This window comes from Burkholderia sp. AU4i (assembly GCF_000466765.1).
GTDB lineage: Bacteria > Pseudomonadota > Gammaproteobacteria > Burkholderiales > Burkholderiaceae > Burkholderia > Burkholderia cepacia.
In genome coordinates, this window is sequence record NZ_ASSI01000020.1 from 1 (window position 1) to 20532 (window position 20532).

26 protein-coding genes are annotated in these 20532 nt (G+C 65.1%); 17 read left to right on the top strand and 9 right to left on the bottom strand.

The annotated features are described in order from the left end of the window. Positions 1–293: 293 nt before the first annotated feature. Together L810_RS46850 and L810_RS03455 are read left to right on the top strand one after the other, a co-directional pair. Positions 294–443, top strand: coding sequence for a hypothetical protein (locus tag L810_RS46850; RefSeq protein ID WP_155638176.1), 150 nt, complete (start codon positions 294–296; stop codon positions 441–443). Positions 444–618: 175 nt separating this feature from the next. Further along, the gene (locus L810_RS03455) at positions 619–1005 is read left to right on the top strand and encodes a hypothetical protein (RefSeq protein WP_124922872.1); all 387 of its coding nucleotides are present in this window, start codon (positions 619–621) and stop codon (positions 1003–1005) included. Between the two features lie 250 nt (positions 1006–1255). Here the strand turns inward: L810_RS03455 and L810_RS03460 are convergent, their stop codons facing one another. Next, the gene (locus L810_RS03460; RefSeq protein ID WP_021156982.1) at positions 1256–2008 is read right to left on the bottom strand and encodes a VUT family protein; all 753 of its coding nucleotides are present in this window, start codon (positions 2006–2008) and stop codon (positions 1256–1258) included. A gap of 450 nt (positions 2009–2458) precedes the next feature. On the opposite strand from L810_RS03460, the gene L810_RS03465 reads away from it, so the two are divergent. Continuing rightward, positions 2459–2974, top strand: coding sequence for a GNAT family N-acetyltransferase (locus L810_RS03465; protein ID WP_021156983.1), 516 nt, complete (start codon positions 2459–2461; stop codon positions 2972–2974). A gap of 69 nt (positions 2975–3043) precedes the next feature. On the opposite strand, the gene L810_RS03470 is transcribed toward L810_RS03465, so the two are convergent. Then, positions 3044–3514, bottom strand: coding sequence for a plasmid fertility inhibition factor family protein (locus L810_RS03470; RefSeq protein ID WP_021156984.1), 471 nt, complete (start codon positions 3512–3514; stop codon positions 3044–3046). A 325-nt stretch (positions 3515–3839) separates the two neighbouring features. Between L810_RS03470 and L810_RS03475 the strand changes: the two genes are divergently transcribed. Together L810_RS03475 and L810_RS03480 are read left to right on the top strand one after the other, a co-directional pair. Next, on the top strand, positions 3840–4262 hold the full coding sequence (locus L810_RS03475; RefSeq protein WP_021156985.1) for a hypothetical protein: 423 nt from the start codon (positions 3840–3842) through the stop codon (positions 4260–4262). Positions 4263–4540: 278 nt separating this feature from the next. Then, the gene (locus L810_RS03480; protein WP_226233331.1) at positions 4541–5098 is read left to right on the top strand and encodes a hypothetical protein; all 558 of its coding nucleotides are present in this window, start codon (positions 4541–4543) and stop codon (positions 5096–5098) included. Between the two features lie 420 nt (positions 5099–5518). Here L810_RS03480 and L810_RS03485 read toward each other — a convergent pair whose 3' ends face one another. Beyond that, positions 5519–6271, bottom strand: coding sequence for a DUF695 domain-containing protein (locus L810_RS03485; RefSeq protein WP_042973063.1), 753 nt, complete (start codon positions 6269–6271; stop codon positions 5519–5521). An 86-nt stretch (positions 6272–6357) separates the two neighbouring features. On the opposite strand from L810_RS03485, the gene L810_RS03490 reads away from it, so the two are divergent. The 5 genes from L810_RS03490 (at position 6358) to L810_RS03510 (ending at position 8902) form a co-directional block, all read left to right on the top strand. Then, positions 6358–6741: a VOC family protein gene (locus L810_RS03490; protein WP_021156988.1), complete on the top strand. Its 384-nt coding sequence runs from the start codon at positions 6358–6360 to the stop codon at positions 6739–6741. Positions 6742–6788: 47 nt separating this feature from the next. After that, positions 6789–7097 (top strand): phosphatidylserine decarboxylase, encoded by a 309-nt coding sequence (locus L810_RS03495; protein ID WP_021156989.1) that lies wholly within the window; start codon positions 6789–6791, stop codon positions 7095–7097. 204 nt (positions 7098–7301) lie between these two features. Further along, positions 7302–7544, top strand: a complete 243-nt coding sequence (locus tag L810_RS49585; protein ID WP_081052453.1) for a hypothetical protein — start codon at positions 7302–7304, stop codon at positions 7542–7544. A 178-nt stretch (positions 7545–7722) separates the two neighbouring features. Continuing rightward, positions 7723–8265, top strand: coding sequence for a hypothetical protein (locus L810_RS03505; protein WP_042973067.1), 543 nt, complete (start codon positions 7723–7725; stop codon positions 8263–8265). A gap of 163 nt (positions 8266–8428) precedes the next feature. Continuing rightward, complete coding sequence (locus tag L810_RS03510; RefSeq protein WP_021156992.1) at positions 8429–8902, top strand: VOC family protein; 474 nt, start codon at positions 8429–8431, stop codon at positions 8900–8902. A 51-nt stretch (positions 8903–8953) separates the two neighbouring features. Here L810_RS03510 and L810_RS03515 read toward each other — a convergent pair whose 3' ends face one another. Beyond that, positions 8954–9925, bottom strand: coding sequence for a sensor domain-containing diguanylate cyclase (locus L810_RS03515; protein ID WP_021156993.1), 972 nt, complete (start codon positions 9923–9925; stop codon positions 8954–8956). 33 nt (positions 9926–9958) lie between these two features. Continuing rightward, positions 9959–10183 (bottom strand): hypothetical protein, encoded by a 225-nt coding sequence (locus L810_RS46860; protein WP_155836108.1) that lies wholly within the window; start codon positions 10181–10183, stop codon positions 9959–9961. A gap of 6 nt (positions 10184–10189) precedes the next feature. On the opposite strand from L810_RS46860, the gene L810_RS03525 reads away from it, so the two are divergent. Continuing rightward, positions 10190–10417 carry a hypothetical protein gene (locus L810_RS03525; RefSeq protein ID WP_021156995.1) on the top strand — a complete coding sequence of 76 codons (228 nt, stop codon included), beginning with the start codon at positions 10190–10192 and terminating at the stop codon, positions 10415–10417. A 100-nt stretch (positions 10418–10517) separates the two neighbouring features. On the opposite strand, the gene L810_RS03530 is transcribed toward L810_RS03525, so the two are convergent. Together L810_RS03530 and L810_RS03535 are read right to left on the bottom strand one after the other, a co-directional pair. Beyond that, positions 10518–11141 carry a phospholipase D family nuclease gene (locus tag L810_RS03530; protein WP_027787490.1) on the bottom strand — a complete coding sequence of 208 codons (624 nt, stop codon included), beginning with the start codon at positions 11139–11141 and terminating at the stop codon, positions 10518–10520. A 345-nt stretch (positions 11142–11486) separates the two neighbouring features. Then, entirely contained in the window at positions 11487–11975 is a 489-nt protein-coding gene (locus L810_RS03535) for a winged helix-turn-helix transcriptional regulator (protein ID WP_021156997.1), read from the bottom strand. Positions 11976–12144: 169 nt separating this feature from the next. Between L810_RS03535 and L810_RS03540 the strand changes: the two genes are divergently transcribed. After that, on the top strand, positions 12145–12582 hold the full coding sequence (locus L810_RS03540) for a PaaI family thioesterase (protein WP_021156998.1): 438 nt from the start codon (positions 12145–12147) through the stop codon (positions 12580–12582). A gap of 148 nt (positions 12583–12730) precedes the next feature. Next, positions 12731–13783 carry an NADP(H)-dependent aldo-keto reductase gene (locus L810_RS03545; protein ID WP_021157000.1) on the top strand — a complete coding sequence of 351 codons (1053 nt, stop codon included), beginning with the start codon at positions 12731–12733 and terminating at the stop codon, positions 13781–13783. Positions 13784–13866: 83 nt separating this feature from the next. On the opposite strand, the gene L810_RS03550 is transcribed toward L810_RS03545, so the two are convergent. Beyond that, positions 13867–15153: an MFS transporter gene (locus L810_RS03550; RefSeq protein ID WP_021157001.1), complete on the bottom strand. Its 1287-nt coding sequence runs from the start codon at positions 15151–15153 to the stop codon at positions 13867–13869. A gap of 35 nt (positions 15154–15188) precedes the next feature. Next, entirely contained in the window at positions 15189–16610 is a 1422-nt protein-coding gene (locus tag L810_RS03555) for a M20 family metallopeptidase (protein WP_021157002.1), read from the bottom strand. Between the two features lie 166 nt (positions 16611–16776). Here L810_RS03555 and L810_RS03560 point away from each other — a divergent pair, with 166 nt between their 5' ends. The 4 genes from L810_RS03560 (at position 16777) to L810_RS03575 (ending at position 20501) form a co-directional block, all read left to right on the top strand. Beyond that, positions 16777–17730, top strand: a complete 954-nt coding sequence (locus L810_RS03560) for a LysR substrate-binding domain-containing protein (RefSeq protein ID WP_021157003.1) — start codon at positions 16777–16779, stop codon at positions 17728–17730. Between the two features lie 64 nt (positions 17731–17794). After that, positions 17795–18922, top strand: coding sequence for a tRNA 2-selenouridine(34) synthase MnmH (gene mnmH / locus L810_RS03565; RefSeq protein ID WP_021157004.1), 1128 nt, complete (start codon positions 17795–17797; stop codon positions 18920–18922). After that, positions 18919–19977, top strand: coding sequence for a permease (locus tag L810_RS03570; protein WP_021157005.1), 1059 nt, complete (start codon positions 18919–18921; stop codon positions 19975–19977). Before mnmH ends, L810_RS03570 begins: the two co-directional genes overlap by 4 nt. Before the next feature lie 101 nt (positions 19978–20078). After that, positions 20079–20501, top strand: a complete 423-nt coding sequence (locus L810_RS03575; RefSeq protein WP_021157006.1) for a hypothetical protein — start codon at positions 20079–20081, stop codon at positions 20499–20501. Positions 20502–20532 lie beyond the last annotated feature (31 nt).

Consider the following 20532-nt stretch of genomic DNA (forward strand, 5'->3'; position numbering starts at 1 on the left):
AGGATTGTGATTCCTGTCGTCGTGGGTTCGAGTCCCATCAGCCACCCCACCGAATGCATTAACAAAACAGGCGCTCAGGCGCCTGTTTTGCTTTGCGGGAGGCAATCAGGCGCAATAGCGTCGATTCGAGCCTCGTCGTCTCCAGAGCGTTCTGCTCGCCAGCCATCCATTTTGTACATCCAGTCGCGAACAACTCGATGTCGTGCTTGAGCTGTATCGCTCACACGAGCGGGGGCATTCCGGCCAACGGTATCGCGATCGCGTAGACATGCCGCGTGTTGTACGGAGGGGGCGTGTCGTACTTCGTGCAGTCGAATATTGCGGTGCCGGGAATCCGAGTGAAGGAACGCGGCCGCGCCAATGTGCCGAAAGGAGCGGGCGGTCAAATTTTCGGTTGTGTTTTGCGCGCGCTGTTGGCGGAGCGGCGTTCTACGGTAAATTGACGGACTCCACAGGATTTGGAATTCGACGCTTCTCGGGGAATCCATGCGGTCAAAGAGTAAACCCGTTGCCCAGACAACGGAACGGCAAACCGATTCAAGGCCAAAGATTACGGGCATGACGACTCTCAGGGTAGTGAGGGCGTCGTTTTATCTGCTCGCTGGAGTCGCACCGGCGATGCCCCTGCTGATCTTGTCGTGGCTCGTGTTTATCCTTTTTTTGCTGAATTGGACCGTGGATTGGCCTATAGCGTGGTCTTTCCTTTTTTCCAACGCAGGCGGCATCGGCTTGCTTCTCGCAACTTGCGTTTTGCCGCAAAAGGCACGGATCAAACACATTGCGGGAGTCAGCGCTCTCTTGATCTGCGGGAGCGTCGTCAGCTTCCCGTCGGCCATTGCCTCGTTTGAAAAAATCGTCGATAACCACCGAATCGGTTATCACATGCACCCGGTGGATTTTGGTGACTTTGCCCTCATCGCGTGCAACGTCGTGGCGATCGTGTATCAGCTGGAAGTGCTTGCAACGCTGCTTGCAAGACGCTTGGCCAGGGTTCTCGCCCGATAGGTTCTGATTCGCGTCATTCTCGCAACGTCATCGCGCTGTTTCCCTTTCTTGAGCAGGTGAGTCAGGCGCTGAAGCTGGCGCAAGATGCCGGATACGCTTCGACCTTCAGCTATCAAAACGTCGTCGCCGCTATTCGGACGGCAAGCGCATGGCGATGGGGTATGGCGCGACAGATCGGGATTGCTGCTTTTGGGCGTCCGGCCAGGCGCGCATTCGAACGTAGCGAATGCCGCGAAAAGCAAACATGTCCTCAACGATCGACCACATTGCTCGCGATTCCCGCCTGAGCCGATCGAGTGTTTCGAAACACCACCCACGACCACAAGGCGCCGCCAGCCACCTTGGCGACGAACTGCAGCGCGGCGATCGCCGGAAACACGGCCCCGAACGCAATGAGCGGAAAGATGATGGAGTCGACAGCCGCACCCGCGACGTTCGCGCCGTTTGCGCGCGCCAGTATCGGAAAGCGGCGCGCGAGTTGAAACACGATTGCGCTCGCCACGGCTGCCGAACCGAACGCCACCAGGGACGCGACGGCGATTTCCTTGGCGGCGGGATTGAGTGCGTAACTGACGATACCGGCGGCTGCGATCAACGCAAACATTCGCGACCAAAGCGCGCGGCCTCGCCAATCGAGGTGGAGCCGGTCTCGAATCGCGAGATCGAGGCCGATCAGCAGGAACGCGATGATCGGTGTTGCAGCCGGGCCGAAATGAGCGACCATCAGGTTGGCGACGGCGACCGCTGCGATATAGATCAAGACGTACATGATTCCCCTGCGGTAAAGAGTGCGCGCTGCGTCGATTCGGAGCCGAAGTTTGCCATACATGGCCGATTGAACGGACGGGCGCTCCGCCAGGCGCAAGCCAGATCGAACAGCGTGTGATTGACGGAAAGCCAGGGCTGAGCGCGACAGGATATCGCCACTATGCCGCCGGTATTCGTCAATCCATCGTCGACGCGAGATTGTATGGCCGTATTCAGTCGACGTGATGTTGCGCAAGTTGCGCAATTTCCTTTTTCGACTAAGGTTCTCGCTTCCGGTGCCGTTATCTTTCCTGGACAGCCCTCGTGCCTCGAATGCTGATCCGTTTTCTTGCCTGCTCGCGTTTCGCGTGAGCAGGCTTTTTTCGTTTATGGCGGAACGAGACAGGGACTTGGCGCGAGCCGACAGCGCGCAACAGTCTTACATTGGTGTAACGTATCGACTTCCTCGTGCCCTCATGCTTTGCAGGGCCGTTCGATCCCGACAACCAATGACAGTGTCGGGATTTTTTTTGCCTGGGCCTCGTTGCATTGGCAACGAGCTGCAGCGGGGCATGAACCCGGCATGGCGTCCGGCAGACAATCGCTGACGCGATCGCGTCAAACGTGATGGAGGCGAATATCTGCAAACGGTATATTTGCGGCGAGACGTCCCGATCAAGAGAGCAAGTGGAAGGAGTGACCACCGATGCCGGAAACCCGTGCCACGCTGCGTGACGCGACAGCGCAAGACGCACAGCACATCGCTCGCCTGCACACGCTGAGCTGGCAAACTGCATACAGCCATATCTTGCCGGCGACCTACCTGTCCGACGAGGTGCCGACGGAACACGCGACCCGGTGGCGGCAATATTTCGATCGCAACGAAAACGAGCGGGGCCTGGTGCTGATCGCCGAGGCGGACGGCGAGCCCGTGGGTTTCGTCAGTGCCGAGCGCCCCGTCGATCCGGCGCTGGGCGTGCTGCTCGACTGCCTGCACGTCCATCCTTCGCATCACGGAGGCGGCACCGGCAAGCTCATGATCGAAGCCGTCCGTTCATGGGCGCGAACGCTCGGCGTGCACCAGGTCCATCTGAAGGTATTGGCGGGCAACGAGCGCGCGATCGGTTTCTACGAGCACAACGGATGGCAACTGGCGGGTATCGAAACGAGCCGCATCGGCCAGACGGAAGTCACCGACCGGATCTATGCGATACAGGCCTAGCCGCCTGGCCACATTCGAGCGAACGGCCGCATGATGCGCGGCCATCGCCGGGCGAAATCCGAACGTACTTCACAGTGACTCGACACAGTACTGCACGAGCAAATCGGCTTCCGTCTCGTGCACTTCGACGGGCAGGGTCGTTGCACCTGCATAGGCAAGATAGCGCGCGCGATGCTGGCCGTTCCGGAACGACGCGACGCCGACCTTCGACAGCCCGGGGATGCCGAGCAGCGTTCGTGTTCTCGTCTCGCGAAACGTGATGTACGGCATGTCCGGAATCCTGTCCTGTTCAGGATCGAGGAATTCGCGAATGCCCGCGGCTTTTCCCGGTGGCCAGTAAAGAACAGACGGCAACACGTAGTCCGTCGTGTCCCGGTCGGCACATGCCAGCAGTTTCGTCAGGTCGATCGTCACGACCCGGTGTCGCGTATCGTCGCACGAGAATACCCGCTTGAGGTGCGTATAGGCATAGGGAGTGTGCCCGGGAATCTGGACAATCCAGACCTCTACGCCATTCTGTTGTGCGCGGGCGAGTGCCATTTTTTCCTCTGGTATTGCAAGCGGTCGTCTTGGCCGGAGTTTAGCAGTGCGATCGCGATGGCGAAGCAGGGCAATACCCGGAACAGGAAAGCGCGGTGACTGGCAGCAGAACCGAACCACGAGCGAAAGCGCCGAGGGGAATGGTGGAAAAATCGAGTGCAGTCATGTGTCGGCGATCGTTATCGACAGGTTATGAGAATATCGTGATCCCGCCAGCGGGAATGAGCCGTCGCGCGAATTTCATGCAGAATTCACACTGTGTCGCGAAACCCGGCAAGCGCGGATGATCACAAGAACAGAGAGGGCGGATTGACCGGAGAAAACCATGTCGTCGAAACTTGAGATCGAATATCTCGATTACTGTTTCACCGCGACGCTCGAAATCAGAGAGTCCGGTCGGACGGGCGTTGTCGATTGGCATCTCGAATCCGGTTCGCGAAGCAAGACGCTTGCGTGGATCGTATTCGACCGTTATCTCGAGCGGAGTGATTTCGCGGATGAAGAGGATGCGCGTGCCAATATCGGCGACTGGCTGGAACGGCTGGCCGCTCCGGGATCGGGTGCGTCCGCCCAGATGACGAAGGTGAATGGGGTCGCTGCCGGCGCGGTGGCGGCGGGCGCATCGACTGCGTCGAACGCGTCAACTTCATCGACCACATCGACTGCCGAAATGGTCGGCGAAACCGTCATCGACATCGTCGGCGATCTCGACTGGATCGAGATGGTTGCCGAGTGGTTTTTCAACTGACCGGTATGAGGACGAAACCCGGTGTCATGACGCGCGGGCTCTTGTGTTCGAGAAACATGGTTTCAAAAAAGATGCAGAAAAATGAAGCCGGAATCGTGTCGATCGGAAAAATAGAATAAACCTGCTTTGACAGCCGCCGCGACTTGCCGGAGACTTGCCCCGGGCCTGAAAATATCCGCTTGCATTAAAACAAGATCAAATTCCAGACATGAAAAGAAGGGCGCTGCTGACGGCAGCGCGTGATCGTTGTCGCCGCCGGCCTGACAGGCTGCACGGCAATGCTGTTCGAAGATGGCCGATACGAAGAGACGGTCGACCGATTCCTCGTCAGCGAGGATGGCAAGAAATTCGTCGTGCTCGGCGAGAAATATCACTACATCTTCGATATGCCCGAGCATCTCGGTGCCGTGCTGGCATCGCCCTACCGCAAGTCGATCAACGCGTCGCTCTATGGATTCGTCGCGCAGGGCAGCAAGATCTCGGGCAAGTTCCGGCTCCAGCTCCGTCGCGCCGATATGACCGACGAGGGCTGGGACCGCGCGCTGGAGGACGGCTTCACGAAGCGCGGGAGCAGCGATCTGGAGATGAAGGGTGAACTGGCCGGTTCGCGTTATCTGGCCGACGGTTTTGCACAGGGCAAGACGTGGTCGTCGTTTGCGCATTCGTACAAGATCGACGTCACCGACCGCATCACCACGGCGGGCAAGGCCGTGCGCGTGCTCGCGACCCCCGTCACGCTCGCGGCCGATGGCGTGATGATGATCGGGGCGGTGGTGTTGTCGCCTGTCATCGTGGTGTTGCTCGCGCCGGTCGCGGGCGTCGCGCTCGGGCCGTGACGCGATCCGCGCGGCACGCGAGCGTGCCGGTTGCCGCGGCATCGTCACCAAATGGTGAGTTGCCGCACAGATCGTTGCGCGGCCGGCGCTCACAATCTGGCCGGTTGACCGTTCTTCCCCGGCCCGGTCAACCATTTCCCCGCTCGCTCGCGCAGGAGCGGGGGCTTTTTGCCCGTCCGACGCCGCAAGGCCGCGTCGGCGGAACCGGACAGGCGTTCGGCGGGCAGCGCAATCGCACCGGTTGCGTGCCCTGCATCCGATCGCCTGGTCCGCACGTATCGCTTTCCTCGTGCCTGAGCGAACCCTCAGGCCCATCGCCGGTTTCGGCCGGTGATGCCTTGGTCCCGGCGGCGCGCATCAATGCCGCCGGGATGTTTTTTGCGCCGGATGCGGTGCATCACGTCACTTGCGGCGGGTAGGTCAACCCGCTCGGCCAGCCTGTTCGATGCTGGTTTCCCATCCGTCGTATTCCCCTGCGAACGAATGTACCTCGCGATTGATCGCGACCGTATGGCGTGTGATGTCGGCCAGTGCCATGGTGCCCTCGTGCGAGAACCGTACGGCCGACTTGCCGTCCTCGGTAGGGGCGACCGATTCGACCGGATAGCCTTTCGCTTCGGCCCAGTCCGCGAACTGATGCGCGTCGCTCTGGTCGGGGAAGTACGCCCAGTGCATCACGCGCCGGCTGACATCACCGGCGTCGCCTTTCTTCCGCAATTCGTCCAGCACGCGCATGTCGCGCATGATCTGCCGGTCGTCGTCGGTCGGGTAGAGCGTCTGCCAGTACGCTTCCTTGTCCGGATCGTCCTGGTGCGCGTACTGCAACGCGTAGGTCGTCTGATCGGCCAGCGCGTCGATGATCTCCGCCGCGGCCTCTTCGTCGAGCGATACGTAGAAAAGGAAATCCCGATGGCCGTCGACGGTGATGCGGCCGACCTGCACACCACCTTTCGCCGTGATCGCGGTGTCCAGCAGGTCCTCGATCTTCGCGAGACCGGCGAATTCGTCGCCGGTCGGCAGGCCTTCCGGCGTCGGATGCGCAAAGGGGACGCGCACGCTGAGCAGCGACGTGCGCGGATCGCCTTCCGCGATTTCCGCAAAGTCGTGGTTGAAGCTGATGAAAGCCTGATGGTCGCCCATTCTGGCAGGGAAGGTTCCCCAGGCGTCGGTCATGTGTTTCTCCCGTGCACGATTGTCTGTTGACGGTTGTAAAGCGTCCCAATGTATCATCGAAAATCGCATTGACCGGAGGGGCGCACATGATCGCGAGTCTGGGCATCCTGGTGCCGGTCGAAGACGATCGCTTTCGGGCGGTGGTGGATTTCTACCGTCTGGCGCTTGCGCTGCCGGTTCACTCCGAAGGCGTGTCGGCTGCGGGGAATCCGTGGCGCCGCTTCGTGATCGGCGGAGCAACGCTGACCGTTCACACTGGCAGTGGCGGCAGGTTTCCGTATCCGGAGTTTCGACCGACCGGCCATGGCATTGCGCTGGCCGTCGAAGTCGCGCACGTGTCGGAAGCCGTCGCACGGCTCGAGTCGTGCCGCGTCGGCATCCTGAACGAGTGGGACTACGGCGACGGCACGGTAGCGATTTCCGTGGCGGACCCGGCGGGAAACGTCTGCGAGATCTGGGGCCGTCCGTGACCGCGCATCGGTACGGCGGGCCGCAAAAATATTCGAAGGAGATGCCGATGTCGATGTTTGCGGTGAATGGTGTGCGAATCGATCCGCTCAGCGCGCGCGTGACGCATGTGCGCTGGGCGGCCGTGAATCCGTCCGACCGGTCGTGGGCGGCGACGCCTAGCGAGGCGCCGGTGGCGGACGTGGCGCGCGCGCTCGCGTCCGGCAACGATGTCTGCGCAATCTTTTCGGCATCGGACGCCACCGCGATCGGGCCCCGGCTCAAACGCGTGCTGTATCGCGATGCATCGGAAGGCATCGAGCTCGACATCGATGCAACGAACGAATCGCGCACGTTGCGCGATCTGCCGCAAATCTGACCGAAGGGGCATGCGTCATCGCTAGCACGCGTCGTCGCATGAATGGCGGCACCTGGCCGAACGGTCGCTCGCACGACGTCGATCACGAGGAGTAGTATTGGACGATCGTCATGCCGCATGACCGGTCGTGCCGAACGGTTTGACGGTCACGCGATCTTCAGCGAGCCGTTACCGGAAGCGAACTTCGCAAACGCGTACGAGATCATGTCCAGATCCCTCATCGCTCCGTGGGCGTCCGCGCTTTGTCTGGCGCTGTCGGCTTGCCAGACGGCGTCCGAGCCGCCTCCGCTGCCGTCGCCCGACACCGCGTCGGCAGCCGCAGCCGTTCCGGCGTCGTCGCCAGCCGCGCCGATCCGTGGCATCGGCCTGGCGCCTCATCTGGCAGGGCAGAGTCACTGGGCCACCGGTCAATGCACGACCAACGGCACCGTCAAGGTGTGCAACTGAATATGGCCGGTGCCGGCCGGGCACTGACCGTTCCGCGTGGACGAGTGCGTGCTGGCGTGCGTCGATGCGTACCTTTTTCGATCGCGATCATTTCCCGTCGGCACGCCGACCTTTTCAGCGCATCGACAGGGTGTCCGGCTTCGATCACCCGGCGGCCGTCGAGGTGAGCGATCGCACAATGAAAGACGCACTTGAATCCACCGATTCCGGCTGGCACGTCGATCCGGTCGCGGGAACGATCGCCGGCCAGTTGCCGGTGACACTGGCGGTTGACGGCCGGAGCCTGAAAAGAAGGGCGATCGTATGCATGGTGCTGGCCGCGGCAAGCGTGTGCGGTTATGCGGCCGCCCCGGCACTCTGGCCGGTAGCGGCGCTGGCCGGATTGCTGGCGCTGGCGGGGGCCGCCTTCTTCGTGTCGTCGCGACGCAGGATGGCGCTGCATGTCGACGAGACGGGTTTCAGGCTGATCGGAGGCTTACGCGAACAACCCGTCACGCCATGGCGTGATGTCACCGAATTCCGGATCATCAGCGTCGCAGGCAATCGCTATATCGGTTACCAGTTCTCGGCGCATTCGTCGCGCACCAGGGTGCCGGGCGGCGTGATGCTGCCGATTGCCCGGTTTGCCGATCTTCCGCTCGATGCGGTGGCAGGACTGCTCGAGGCATGTCGCCGGCAGTTCGGCACGCCGGACAACGACGCCGGCCGAACGGGCGGGTGACGCCCGATGCGGCGACCCCGAGCGCCCTGATACTCGAGAAAACAAAAAAATGCGGGGCGCCGTGTCGATTTCCGCCGGGGGTCGTCCGTCGTAGCATCGGAGGCGTGCGCATCGCGCGTCCGTCCCGATTCCGATACGACCACCGAACGAAGGAGCGACACCCATGTCCACGTCCGTCAAACCGATCCCGGAAGGGATGCGTACGCTGACGCCGCACCTGATCTGCGCCGACGCAACCGCTGCCATCGACTTCTACAAGCGCGCGTTCAATGCGAGCGAACAGTTTCGGCTGGCGATGCCTGACGGCCGGCTCGCGCACGCGTGCCTCGTGATTGGCGATTCGACACTGATGCTGGTGGATGAAATGCCCGAACACGGCGCGCTCGGGCCGAAGGCCCTGAAGGGCACGCCGGTTTGCCTGCACCTGTACGTGCCTGATACGGACGCGGCGATCGCGAAGGCGGTCGCGGCCGGCGCGACGGTGACGATTCCTGCCGCAGACATGTTCTGGGGCGACCGCTACGGACAAGTCGAGGATCCGTTCGGACACCGCTGGTCGCTCGCGACGCACCAGCGCGACCTGACGCCCGAGCAGATCGCGGAGGCGATGGCCAGCGCGCCGCCGTGCGGCAGCTGACACAGCCGCGCCACCGCAATTGACCGGCAGGGCGGCGGCATGCGCCCGCGCTCACGCGCCGGCCGTCTTGCCGCGCTGCTTGTGCTCGTACATCCGTTGGTCGGCCGATGCGAGCAGGCCGGCCACGTCGCGATGGTGCGCGGGGTCGTAGTCGACGTACCCGACGCTGAACCGGATGTCATAGCCGCGCGCGTCGGCCGTGTTGCGCAGCGCAAGCGCCTGCGTCACGCGGTCGACCGGCTCGGCGACGTCGGCCGGATCGGTGGCACTCAGCAGCACGACGAACTCGTCGCCGCCAAGCCGTGCGATCACGTCGCTGTCGCGTAGTGCGCCCGTCAGCGTGTCGGCAAATGTCTTGAGCGCGCGGTCGCCCTCGGCGTGGCCGAAGCGGTCGTTGATCGCCTTGAAATCGTTCAGGTCGAAGAACAGCAGCACCGCGTGACGACCCAGGCGATCGCACAGGCTCAGCACGTGGCGGGCCAGGATCTCGAAGCCGCGGCGGTTCGTCAGCTGGGTGAGCTCGTCGGTGGTCGCGAAATGCAGCGCGGCGATCTCGCGTTCGGTCATGTGGGCGAGATCGCCGAGCAGCGCGAGCTCGTCGGGTTCGAGCGAGCGCGGCCGCGTGTCGATCAGGCACAGCGTACCGATGGGCGCGCCGTTCGGCGCCACGAGCGGCCGGCCGGCGTAGAAGCGGATGCCGGGTGCACCGGTGACGAGTGGATTGTCGTGGAAGCGATCGTCGTTCAGTGCATCCTGGACCACCATCGTATTGTCCGCGAGCAGCGCATGGGAGCAGAACGACACGTCGCGCGACGTTTGCGTGACGTCGAGCCCCGCATGGCTCTTGAACCACTGGCGATCGTCGTCGACGAGACTGACCAGTGCGATCGGCACGTCGAACAGCCTGCGTGCAAGACGGGTCAGGCGATCGAAGCGTTCTTCGGGCGGCGTGTCGAGGATCGAGAGCGAATGAAGCGTATCGAGGCGGGCCGCCTCGTTGGCCGGTTTCGGTGCAATTTGCATGGGTCGTGTCCTTTGTCCCGGCTGCGAGGCCGGTCACGGGATCGTATGCCGGACAGTATCGCGCATTGCGCGGCGTATCGCCATGCCGGCGATCCGGAAGCGGGCGGTTTCGGCCTGGCCCGGATCGTTGCAGATGCGGTGAGAAGCGGGCGTCATGGGCCCGCGTTTCGCCCCGATGCGCAATCCGGTGCGCGACGCCTCAAGGTGCCCGGCGCAGTGCCGTAAACAGGGCGAGTCCAATCGTTCATCGCCTTCCATTGCACCATGGTTCGAATTCTGTACGCGGGTTATCTCGCGTTTGCGCTGTATCTTCTTTATCCGATGGTCCAGAACACGCTGGTATTCGGCGTCGCATGCGTGAGCAACGCGCTGCCGGGCGGCGCCAGCGGCTTGTCGACATCGTCGGCACGCGGCGCGGGTGAGCACGCGAATCGCTGCACGCCGACGACGCAGGCCGGTGCCGCGACGGGGCGGACGGCTGAAATCCATTAAGCAGGCAACGCTTTGGCCGTTCGGCCGAATTGAGCTTCGCGCGATGCTCGCCGATCATCTGCAACACGGCGGATCGAACACGATGTGAGCGCGGCGCGTGTCAGTAGCTGGAACGGTACGGCGTGCCCTGGTCGAAACGGCTTTGCCAGTGCGTGAGATAGCGCGACGCGAGTTGCGGGTTGTTCCACACCACGACGACGTTCTCGGAATTGCGGCTGGCCGCCGACGCGCTGTAGTTGAACGAGCCCGTTTCGACGTGCTCGGCGTCGATCACGAGGTACTTGTCGTGATGGATCGCATAGGCGTCGATCGTGCGTGTCGGGATGCCTGCGTTGACGAGCAGGTTCAACGCCTGCTTGCTGCTCTTCGCGCGATTGCCCTTGTCGTCGACCACCACCGCGACATTCACGCCGCGTCGCTTGGCGGCGAGCAGTGCGCGCGTGACGGGCGGCGACGTGAACGAATAGGCTGCGACGCGGATTGAACTGCGCGCGGCGCCGATCGCTTTCAGCACCAGCGCTTCGGCACCGCCATCGGGCGAAAACGCCGATTCGACGACCTGTGTTGCGGGCGCTTCGTGAGTGGGGGCCGGTAGCCACCGCGACACGAAGTCGATCGCCTGCTGGAGCAGCGATTCGCTTTGCGTCTTGCCGAAAGCGGTGAACGGTGTGGCGAGCAGGGAGGCGGCGAGACAGGCAGCGGCGAGGCGATTGCGCGACAACATCTTGGACAGCGAATAATTTCGAGACAGCGGGCCGTGAGTGTAACGCACACGTGGCGGCCCGGTCACGTGCGGATGCCAAGGGACGACGCATCGCGAAGACCGGCGATGGCAGAGGCGGTGACGCAAAGTTGCGTTGTGCGGGATCCGTGCATGCGATCGGGTCGATCGGCGAATGGGGGGGCGATGGCGGCGCGTGAATGCGCATGCGACGGCAGGGTGTCGGCGTGCAAGCCGTGCGAGAGTGCAACCAGGTCGGCTCGCTGGAACCGGCGACAGCAGCGCGAACGCAACGAACGATCCGTGTGCGTCACGCGCTCCCGTATGCGTTCCCGTATGCGCGATGCGTCAGTCCTCGGCCGAAGTCGTTCCGGCGGCTTCTGCTGCGACCCATCCGGGGCCACGCTCCGGCTGCACGTCGCGGGCGTCGAGCGGCTCGCCGCACGCCGAGCATACGGTGACCGCGTGCATCAGATGGCCGCAGGTACGGTGACGCAACTGCACCGGTGGCCCCTGGCCGTCGTCTTTCCAGCGGTCTCCCCATGCGGTCAGCGCAAGCAGGGTCGGGTAGAGGTCGAGGCCCTTGTCCGTCAAACGATATTCGAAACGCGGCGGGCGTTCCTGATACGCGTGCTTGGCCAGCACGCCTTCGTCGACGAGCCGCGCGAGCCGCTCCGCCAGCACATGGCGCGTGATGCCGAGCTGGGTCTGGAACGCGTCGAAGCGGCGGCAGCCGAGGAACGCGTTGCGGAGGATCAGCATGGTCCAGCGGTCGCCGAGCACGGCAAGCGTACGCGCGACCGAACAGTTCAGCGTGCCGATGTCATCCCATTTCATCGTCGAGTCTCTTGCGGCGGTTCAGCGAAATAGCGGGCTCGATTATAGAACCCGCCTTCGACTGCAACGAGCCCGGCCTCGTTGACAACGACCGTGGTCGTTGTGAATAATGAGTTCCAATTTGGAACTTACTCGCGCGGCGACGCGCTTTCAACCCGGAGACAACCCGATGAACCCGCTTTCCCTGTCTGGTCTCGATCTGCTGCGCGCAGCGGTATCGGGCGATGCGCCGCTCGCGTCGATTTCCGAGACGATCCCGATGCGTCCGCTCGACGTCGAGCTCGGGTATGTGAAATTTTCGGCGCGGGCGGACGGCCGGCACCTGAACCCGCTCGGCGGCGTGCACGGCGGGTTCGCGGCGACGGTGCTCGATTCGGTCACGGGGTGTGCGGTGCATTCGATGCTCGATGCGGGCGTCGGCTACGGTACGGTCGATCTGCATGTGAAGATGCTGCGACCCGTGCCGCGCGATGTCGAGCTGGTTGCGGAAGGGCGCGTGATTCACCTGTCGCGTTCGCTCGGCGTTGCCGAGGGCACGCTGAAGACGCCGGATGACAAGATCGTCGCGCATGCGTCGGCGACCTGTTTCATCCAGCGGCCGCAGTAACGGTGGGCCGCAACGCGTTCGTTCGGGCCCTGCGCGTGAACGCTCGCACCCGTACCGAAGGCCGCCTGTAAGCGTGTGCGGCGCCTGTCTGAAGCGGTCGCTTCAATGTGATAGCGTTCCTGCTTTCCACCGACGCGACAGGAACAGCATGGAATACCGCACACTTGGCGATTCGGGCATCGAGGTCAGCCTGATCGGCCTCGGCACGATGACGTGGGGCGAGCAGAATTCGGAGCGCGATGCGCACGAGCAGATCGACTACGCGATCGGGCAAGGCGTGACGCTGATCGATGCCGCGGAGATGTATCCGGTGCCGCCGAAGCCCGATACGCAGGGGCGCACCGAACAGTACATCGGCACGTGGCTCGCGCAGCATCGCGCGCAGCGTGAGCGCATCGTGCTTGCGACGAAAATCGCGGGGCCGGCGCGGCAGCCGCACAATCCGCGCCATATTCGCGGCGAAGGCAACCAGTTCGACCGGAAGAACCTGACCGAAGCGCTCGACGGCAGCCTCAAGCGCCTGCAGACCGACTACGTCGATCTTTATCAGCTGCACTGGCCCGACCGCAGCACGACGACGTTCGGCCGGCCCGCCTATCCGTGGGTCGACGACGCCTACACGGTGCCGATCGAGGAAACCCTCGGCGTGCTCGCGGAATTCGTGAAGGCCGGCAAGGTGCGCGCGATCGGCGTGTCGAACGAAACGCCATGGGGCGTCGCGCAGTTCCTGCGCGCGGCCGAGAAGCTCGGGCTGCCGCGTATCGCAAGCATCCAGAATCCGTACAGCCTGGTGAATCGCACGTTCGAGAACGGGCTGTCGGAGTTTACGCATCGTGACGGCGTCGGCCTGCTCGCGTATTCGCCGCTCGCGTTCGGCTGGCTGTCCGGCAAGTACGAGAACGGTGCGCGTCCGGCCGGCGCGCGCATCACGCTGTTCGAGCGCTTCCAGCGTTACAGCAAACCGCAGGCCGTCGAGGCGACGTCGCGCTATGTCGCGCTCGCGCGGCGTCACGGGCTGTCGCCCGCGCAGCTCGCGCTGGCGTTCGTCAACAGCCGGCCATTCGTGCGCAGCAACCTGGTCGGCGCAACGTCGCTCGAGCAGTTGAAGGAGAACATCGGCAGCATCGACGTGAAGCTGTCCGACGAGATCCTCGCCGAGATCGATGCGCTGCATGAGCTGCAGCCGAACCCGGCGCCGTAAACGGCGCACGGCCCGCGCGGCGACGATGCCGATGCCGCTACGGGCCGCACCGGCGGCGCGTCGCCGCGCCGTCGTTTCTTCCGTTATCGCATCTTGAGCCGGGTGCGCGCGACGAACAGCGCGACGAGGCTCAGCACCGCACACCCCATCAGGTAGAGCGCCGGCGACAGCCGGTTGCCGGTCGCGCTGATCAGCCAGGTGATGACGAACGGCGCGAAGCCGCCGAACAGCGTGACCCCCGTGTTGTAGCTGACCGCGAGCCCCGTTGCGCGCGTCTGCGACGGGAACAGCTCGGCCATCAGCGCCGGCAGCGCGCCGCAGTACATCGCCTTCAGCGCGCCGATCCAGACCAGTGCGGCGAGCATCGTCGCGAACGACGCGTGGCGCGTGAGCCAGGCGAACGTCGGCCACACGCTGACGAGCATCAGCACGGCCGCGGCCGCCATCATGCGGATCCGCCCCGTGCGATCGGACAGGTGGCCGACGACCGGCGTGACGAGCGTGAGCACGAAACCGGTCGCGAGCGTCGCCGCGAAGCCCGTCGACGCGGGCAGGCCGAGTTGCTTGATCGCATAGGTCGGCATGTACAGCACCATGTAGTTGATCGCGGTCGAGATCACGAGCGCGCCGATCGACAGCAGCAGCCGCAGCTTCTGATCCGCGAACAGTTCGCGCACGGGCGCTTCCGAGCGTGCCTGCGTCTTGAACTCGACGCCTTCGTCGACGTAGCGGCGGATGTACAGCCCGACCGGGCCGATCGCGAGCCCGAACAGGAACGGCACGCGCCAGCCCCAGCTTTCGAGTTGCGCGGTTGTCAGCGTGGACGTCAGCAGCGCACCGAAGCCCGACGCGAGCAGCGTCGCGAGTCCCTGGCTCGCGAACTGCCAGCTCGACATGAAACCGCGCCGCTGCGGCGCGTGCTCGACGAGGAACGCGGTCGAGCTCGCGAATTCGCCGCCCGCGGAAAAACCCTGCATCAGCCGCGACAGCATGATCCCGAGCGGCGCGAGTATGCCGATCGATGCGTAGGTCGGCATCGACGCGATCAGCAGCGTGCCGGCCATCATCATCGCGATCGACAGCAGCAGCGACGCCTTGCGGCCCGCGCGATCCGCGTACGCGCCGAGCACGAAGCCGCCGATCGGCCGGATCAGGTAGGACAGGCCGAACGTGCCGAGCGTGAGCATCAGCGACGTCGCTTCGCTCGTGGCGGGGAAGAACAGCTTGGCGATCGTCACCGCGAAGAAGCCGTAGACGATCAGGTCGAACCATTCGAGTGCGTTGCCGATCGACGCCGCGAAGATGATGCGCCGGATTTTCGCGGCGCTGGGGAGGGCGGCTTCCTGCGAGGTCAGGGTGGTCGTGTTCATCGTGTGGGCAGGTCCCGTGAAAGGGGCGAAGCGCGTTACAGGGTGGCGCCGGCCGCGGCGGGCGCCGCGCGGCGAACGGTCGGGGCGTCGTCGCCGAGATCCCAGAAGAGGCCGGCCATCATCTGCAGCCCCTCGCTGACGACGCTCGCGAGCAGGTGCTCGTCGGGCGCGTGCTGCGAGCACGCAGGGTACGAATGGGGTACCCACAGGGTCGGCAGCCCGAGCGTGTCGGCGAACACTTCGTTGGGCAGCGTGCCGCCGAGATTCGGCAGGATCGCGGGTTTCTTGCCGGTGGTCCGCGCCAGCGACGCGACCGCCCAGCGGACCCACGGATCGTCCGGCGACACGCGCGTCGCCGGTGCACCGCGCTCGACGTCGATCTCGATGTCGGCGAAGCCATGCGCATCGAGGTGCGTGCGCAGGTGCGCATGCAGCGCCTGCCAGTCGGTGCCGACGACGAAGCGCAACTGGCAGTGCGCGTACGCGGCGGGCGGGATCGCATTGACGGGGTGCTCGGGGTTGCCGGCCTTGAATGCGAGGATCTCGAACGTGTTCCAGCCGAACACGCGCTCGGGCGCGGTAAGGCCGGGCTCGCCCCAGCCGGCGTCGAGCGCCGGATCGCCGGGGCCGCCGCCGACGCAGAGATCGGCGAGCGCCTCGCGCACGGCGGCCGGGATCGGCGGCGGACGCAGCCCCGCGACGCGAATCGCGCCGCGCGCGTCGACGAGGCTCGCGAGTGCGTGCGCGAGCACGATCGCCGGATTGCGCAGCAGCCCGCCCCAGTTGCCGGAGTGATGCGCGCCGTCACGGGCGCGCAGGCTCAGCTTGAAATTGACCGAGCCGCGCGAGCCGAGGAACACCGTGGGGCGCGCGGCGGCGATGCGCGGGCCGTCGGACGCGATCAGCACGTCGGCCGCGAGCGCGTCGCGCTCCTGACGGCACAGTGCGGCGAGGCCCGGCGAACCCGTTTCCTCGCCCATCTCGATCAGCAGCTTCGCGTTGAAGCCCATCCGGCCGCCGCGCGCATCGAGCACGCTCGCCAGCGCGGCCAGGTTGATGGTGTGCTGGCCCTTGTTGTCGGCGCTGCCGCGGCCGTACCAGCGGTCGCCGTCGGCCGTCAGCGTCCACGGCGACAGCGGTGCGCGCCACTGCGCGTCGTAGCCGCGCACGACGTCGCCGTGGCCGTAGATCAGCACGGTCGGCAGTGCATCGTCTTCGTGGCGCGATGCGAGCAGGAACGGGCCGCCGCCGTCGACGGGATTGTCGACGATCCGCGACGTGAAGCCGAGGCGCGCGGCCTCGGGTGCGATCTCGTCGGTCAGATAGGCGCGCAGCGCGGCACCGTTGCCGCTTTCCTGGCTTTCGGTCCGCAAGCCGACGCGGCGGCTCAGGGTCGTGAAGAACGCACCGGATTCGAACTGGTTCAGCGCGTGCTGGATGGCGGCGGTACGGCTCAAGTCGTGTCTCCTCTGTCGGGTTCGCTGCACGCGGCGGATCGTGCGTGCAGCGTGAAGTGCGATCGATTCTAGAAAGCCGTTTTTTTTGTCACAATGATCGAATTTCGAACCTTTCTTTGCCGAAAAGGCAAAGCAGCGCGGCCGGCAGCCGGGTGGGGACAGAACGATGGCGGCTTTCCTGCATGGCCTGGCGTTGCGGTATTTCGTCGAGGTGGCGCGCACCGGTTCGATCAGCGACGCGTCCGCGCGGCTGCACGTGGCTGTCTCGGCGATCAGCCGCCAGATCGCGAAACTCGAGAGCGAGCTCGGCGCACCGCTGTTCGAGCGCCGGCCGCGCGGGATGGCACTGTCGGAGGCCGGCGAGCGGCTTCTGGCGTTCGCGCAGCGCAGCCTGCTGGAGGCCGAGCACGTGATGAAGGACATCAGCGGGCTCGACGCGCTGCACGGCAGCCTGCTGAAGATCGCCTGCTCGGAAGGGTTCGCGATCGATTTCCTGCCCGGCACGCTCGCGCGCTTCAAGGCACGCCATCCGGGCGTCGATTTCTCGGTGTGGGTTGTGTCGCCGGCGGAAGCGACGCGGCGCGTGCGCGACGGCGACGTGGACGTCGCGTTGAGCTTCAGCCTCGCGCCGGAGAAGGGCGTGCGCGTCGAGCATACCGAGCGCGCGCCGATCTTCGCGCTGGTGCGGCGCGACCATCCGCTCGCGACGCGTGAAGCGGTGTCGCTCGCCGATGTCGCGTGTCACCCGCACGTGCTGCCCGAGGCCGGCACCACGGTGCGCCAGCTGATCGACATCGCATGCGCGCTCGACGGGCTGCTGCTCGAACCGGAACTGACGAGCAACAACACGGCGGCGATGTACGGTTATGCGCGACGCACGGGCGCGGTGATGTTCACGGGGCTGCTGTCGGTGCGCGACCGCTGCGCCGCGGACGGCTTCGTCGTCGTGCCCGTGACGAACCCGCAGTTGCGCGAGCGTAGCATCCAGGTGCAGACGATGGCGGGGCGCGACCTGCCCGCGTCGGTTCGCGCGTTCCGCGACCATCTGATCGACGCGATGCAGGCCGCATCGCCGCCGCCGGCCGCCGCGCGCGGCCCGAGACGCCGGCCCGTGAGATAATCGCCAATCCGCCTTCCGTGCCCATGCGGCTCATCGAGCCGCATCGCCCCTGTTCGACGCCAAATTGAAGAACCTGATTGTCACCCTCGATCGCGCCGGCGAGTTCGACGAGATCATCGACGTGCGCACGCCGCTCGAGTTCGCCGAGGATCATATCCCCGGCGCGCTGAACGCGCCCGTGCTTAGCAACGAGGAGCGCGTGCTCGTCGGCACGATGTACCGACAGGTGTCGCCGTACGAGGCGACGCGCGTCGGCGCGGCGATGGTGGCACGCAACATCGCACGTCATCTCGACACGACGTTCGCCGACCGGCCGCGCAACTGGCGGCCGCTGATCTACTGCTGGCGCGGCGGCAAGCGCTCGGGCTCGATGACGACCTGGTTCAACCTGATCGGCTGGAAGGCGCGCCAGCTCGACGGCGGCTACAAGTCGTACCGCCAGTCGGTGTGCGCGACGCTCGACTCGCTGCCGACGCGCTTTCGCTACATCGCGCTCGTCGGCCATACGGGCTGCGGCAAGACGCGCCTGCTGAACGCGCTGCGCGACGCGGGCGCGCAGACGCTCGATCTCGAGGCGCTCGCGTGCCATCGCGGTTCGCTGCTCGGCGCGCTGCCGGGCAAACCGCAGCCGGCGCAGAAGGGGTTCGATTCGGGGCTCGTCGAAACACTGGGGCGTTTCGACCCCGAATGGCCGGTGTTCGTCGAATCGGAAAGCCGCAGGATCGGGCTCGTGCAGTTGCCGATCGCGTTGATCGAAGCGTTTCACGCAGGGCCGTGGGTGCATGTCGACGCGGCGCACGACGAGCGCATCGCGTTCCTCCTCGAGGATTACGCGCACCTGTTCGACGAACCGGACGCGTTCAAGGCGCAGCTGCACCGGCTGATCGGCCTGCACAGCCGTGAACAGGTGACGCACTGGAAGGCGTTGATCGATGCCGGCGCGCGTGCCGAACTGTTCACCGAACTGATCGACAAGCATTACGATCCCGCCTATGCGCGCACTTATCGCGCGACGTACAACAAGCCGAACCGCGCGCTGACGTTCACGTTTCGGCCCAACGCGGCCGATGCGTGCGACCAGGCGCGCACGCTGCTGGCGCAACTCGCGCAGGCCGGGCTGCCCGCGTCGGCCGCGCTTGCGGCAGGCGTGAAGCCCGCCACCGACAATAACCAATCGACAATCACACGATGACGACCACACGCACCCAACCCAGTCCGGCACTCGGCTGGATGACCTTCCTGCTGATCGCGGTCGCGGGGCTGTTCTATGTGAAATGGTTCCCCTACTACAACAAGGCGTTCGTTGCCGCCGAGCATCATTCGATCGGACAGTCGATCCTGATGGGCACGTCGGCGGCCGCGCCCGAGCCGTCGCTGAAGGCCGCGCTCGACTACGCCTGGGCGTACGGCAAGGCGATCTGGCAGGCGATGGTGCTCGGCTTGCTGCTCGGTTCGGCCGTGCAGGCGCTGCTGCCCGCGCACTGGGTCGCGCGCGTGCTCGGCCGCACCGGCTTCGGCAGCGTCGCCGCGGGCGGCCTGCTGTCGTTGCCCGGCATGATGTGCACGTGCTGTGCGGCGCCGGTCGTCGCGGGGCTGCGTGCACGCCATGCCTCGCCGGGCGGCGCGGTCGCGTTCTGGCTCGGCAACACGGTGCTGAACCCGGCGGCGCTGGTTTTCATGGGCTTAGTGCTCGGCTGGCACTGGAGTGCGTTGCGCCTCGTGCTCGGCGTCGCGATGGTATTCGGGATCGGCTATCTGCTGAACCGGATCGCGCGCCCTGAAGACGCCCGCATCGACGATGCGCAGCTCGCCGCGCTGGCGGCCGAGCAGGCCGCGGCCGGCAATCCGTTCGTGCGCTGGATGAAGCTGCTCGCGCGCATGGCCGTGCGGCTCGTGCCCGAATACATCGTGCTCGTACTGTTGCTCGGCGCCGCGCGCGCATGGCTGTTCCCGCATATCGGCCCGGACATCGGCAATCATCTCGGCTGGATCGTCGCCTTCGCGGTCGCGGGCATGCTGTTCGTGATCCCGACGGCGGGCGAGGTGCCGATCATCCAGGCGATGCTGTCGCTCGGCATGGGCGTCGGCCCGGCCGCCGCGCTGCTGATGACGCTGCCGCCGATCAGCGTGCCGTCGCTCGCGATGCTCGCGCGTTCGTTCAAGCCTTACATGCTGGCCATCGTCGCGATCCTTGTCGTCGTGTTCGGGATCGCGAGCGGCCTGCTCGCGGTCGCGTTCGGGTTCTGACGCGCGCAAGCGGTGCGCCGGCCGGGCGCAATCGTCGTATTCATCCGGCGCCGCCGTTTCACGCGTGCGGCGCCATTTACAAGAAGCAAACAGGAAAACGCATGACCCAACCGAAGATTCATCCTCGACTCGAAAAGGCGCTGACGCGCGGCGATCTCGCGATCCGCCAGGCCAATTCCGCGCGGGCGACTGCCGTGCTGAATGCACTCGGCACGATGATCATCGAGGCCTCCGCAACGATCGGCGTCGAGGCCAGCATCGACATTCCGCAAGGCGATCGCATTTACGATCCGGTCAACGGCCTGTGGCCGCAGAAGATGCTGGTGTCGTTCGACGGCCCGGTGGACGAAGCCGACAAGGAAGAACTGCGCACGGTTTATCTGCTCGCCGACGATCCGGGCACGCAGTTCCGCGTCGAATGGCATCGCGCGGACGGCAAGCTCGGCCGCCAGGAAGGTGGCCCGCTCGCGACCGTCGCGTTCCTGACCGACGTCGAAATCCCGTGGAGCGACGACGACGAGTGACGTCGTCGCATGAAGCCGGCGCCCGGTGCGC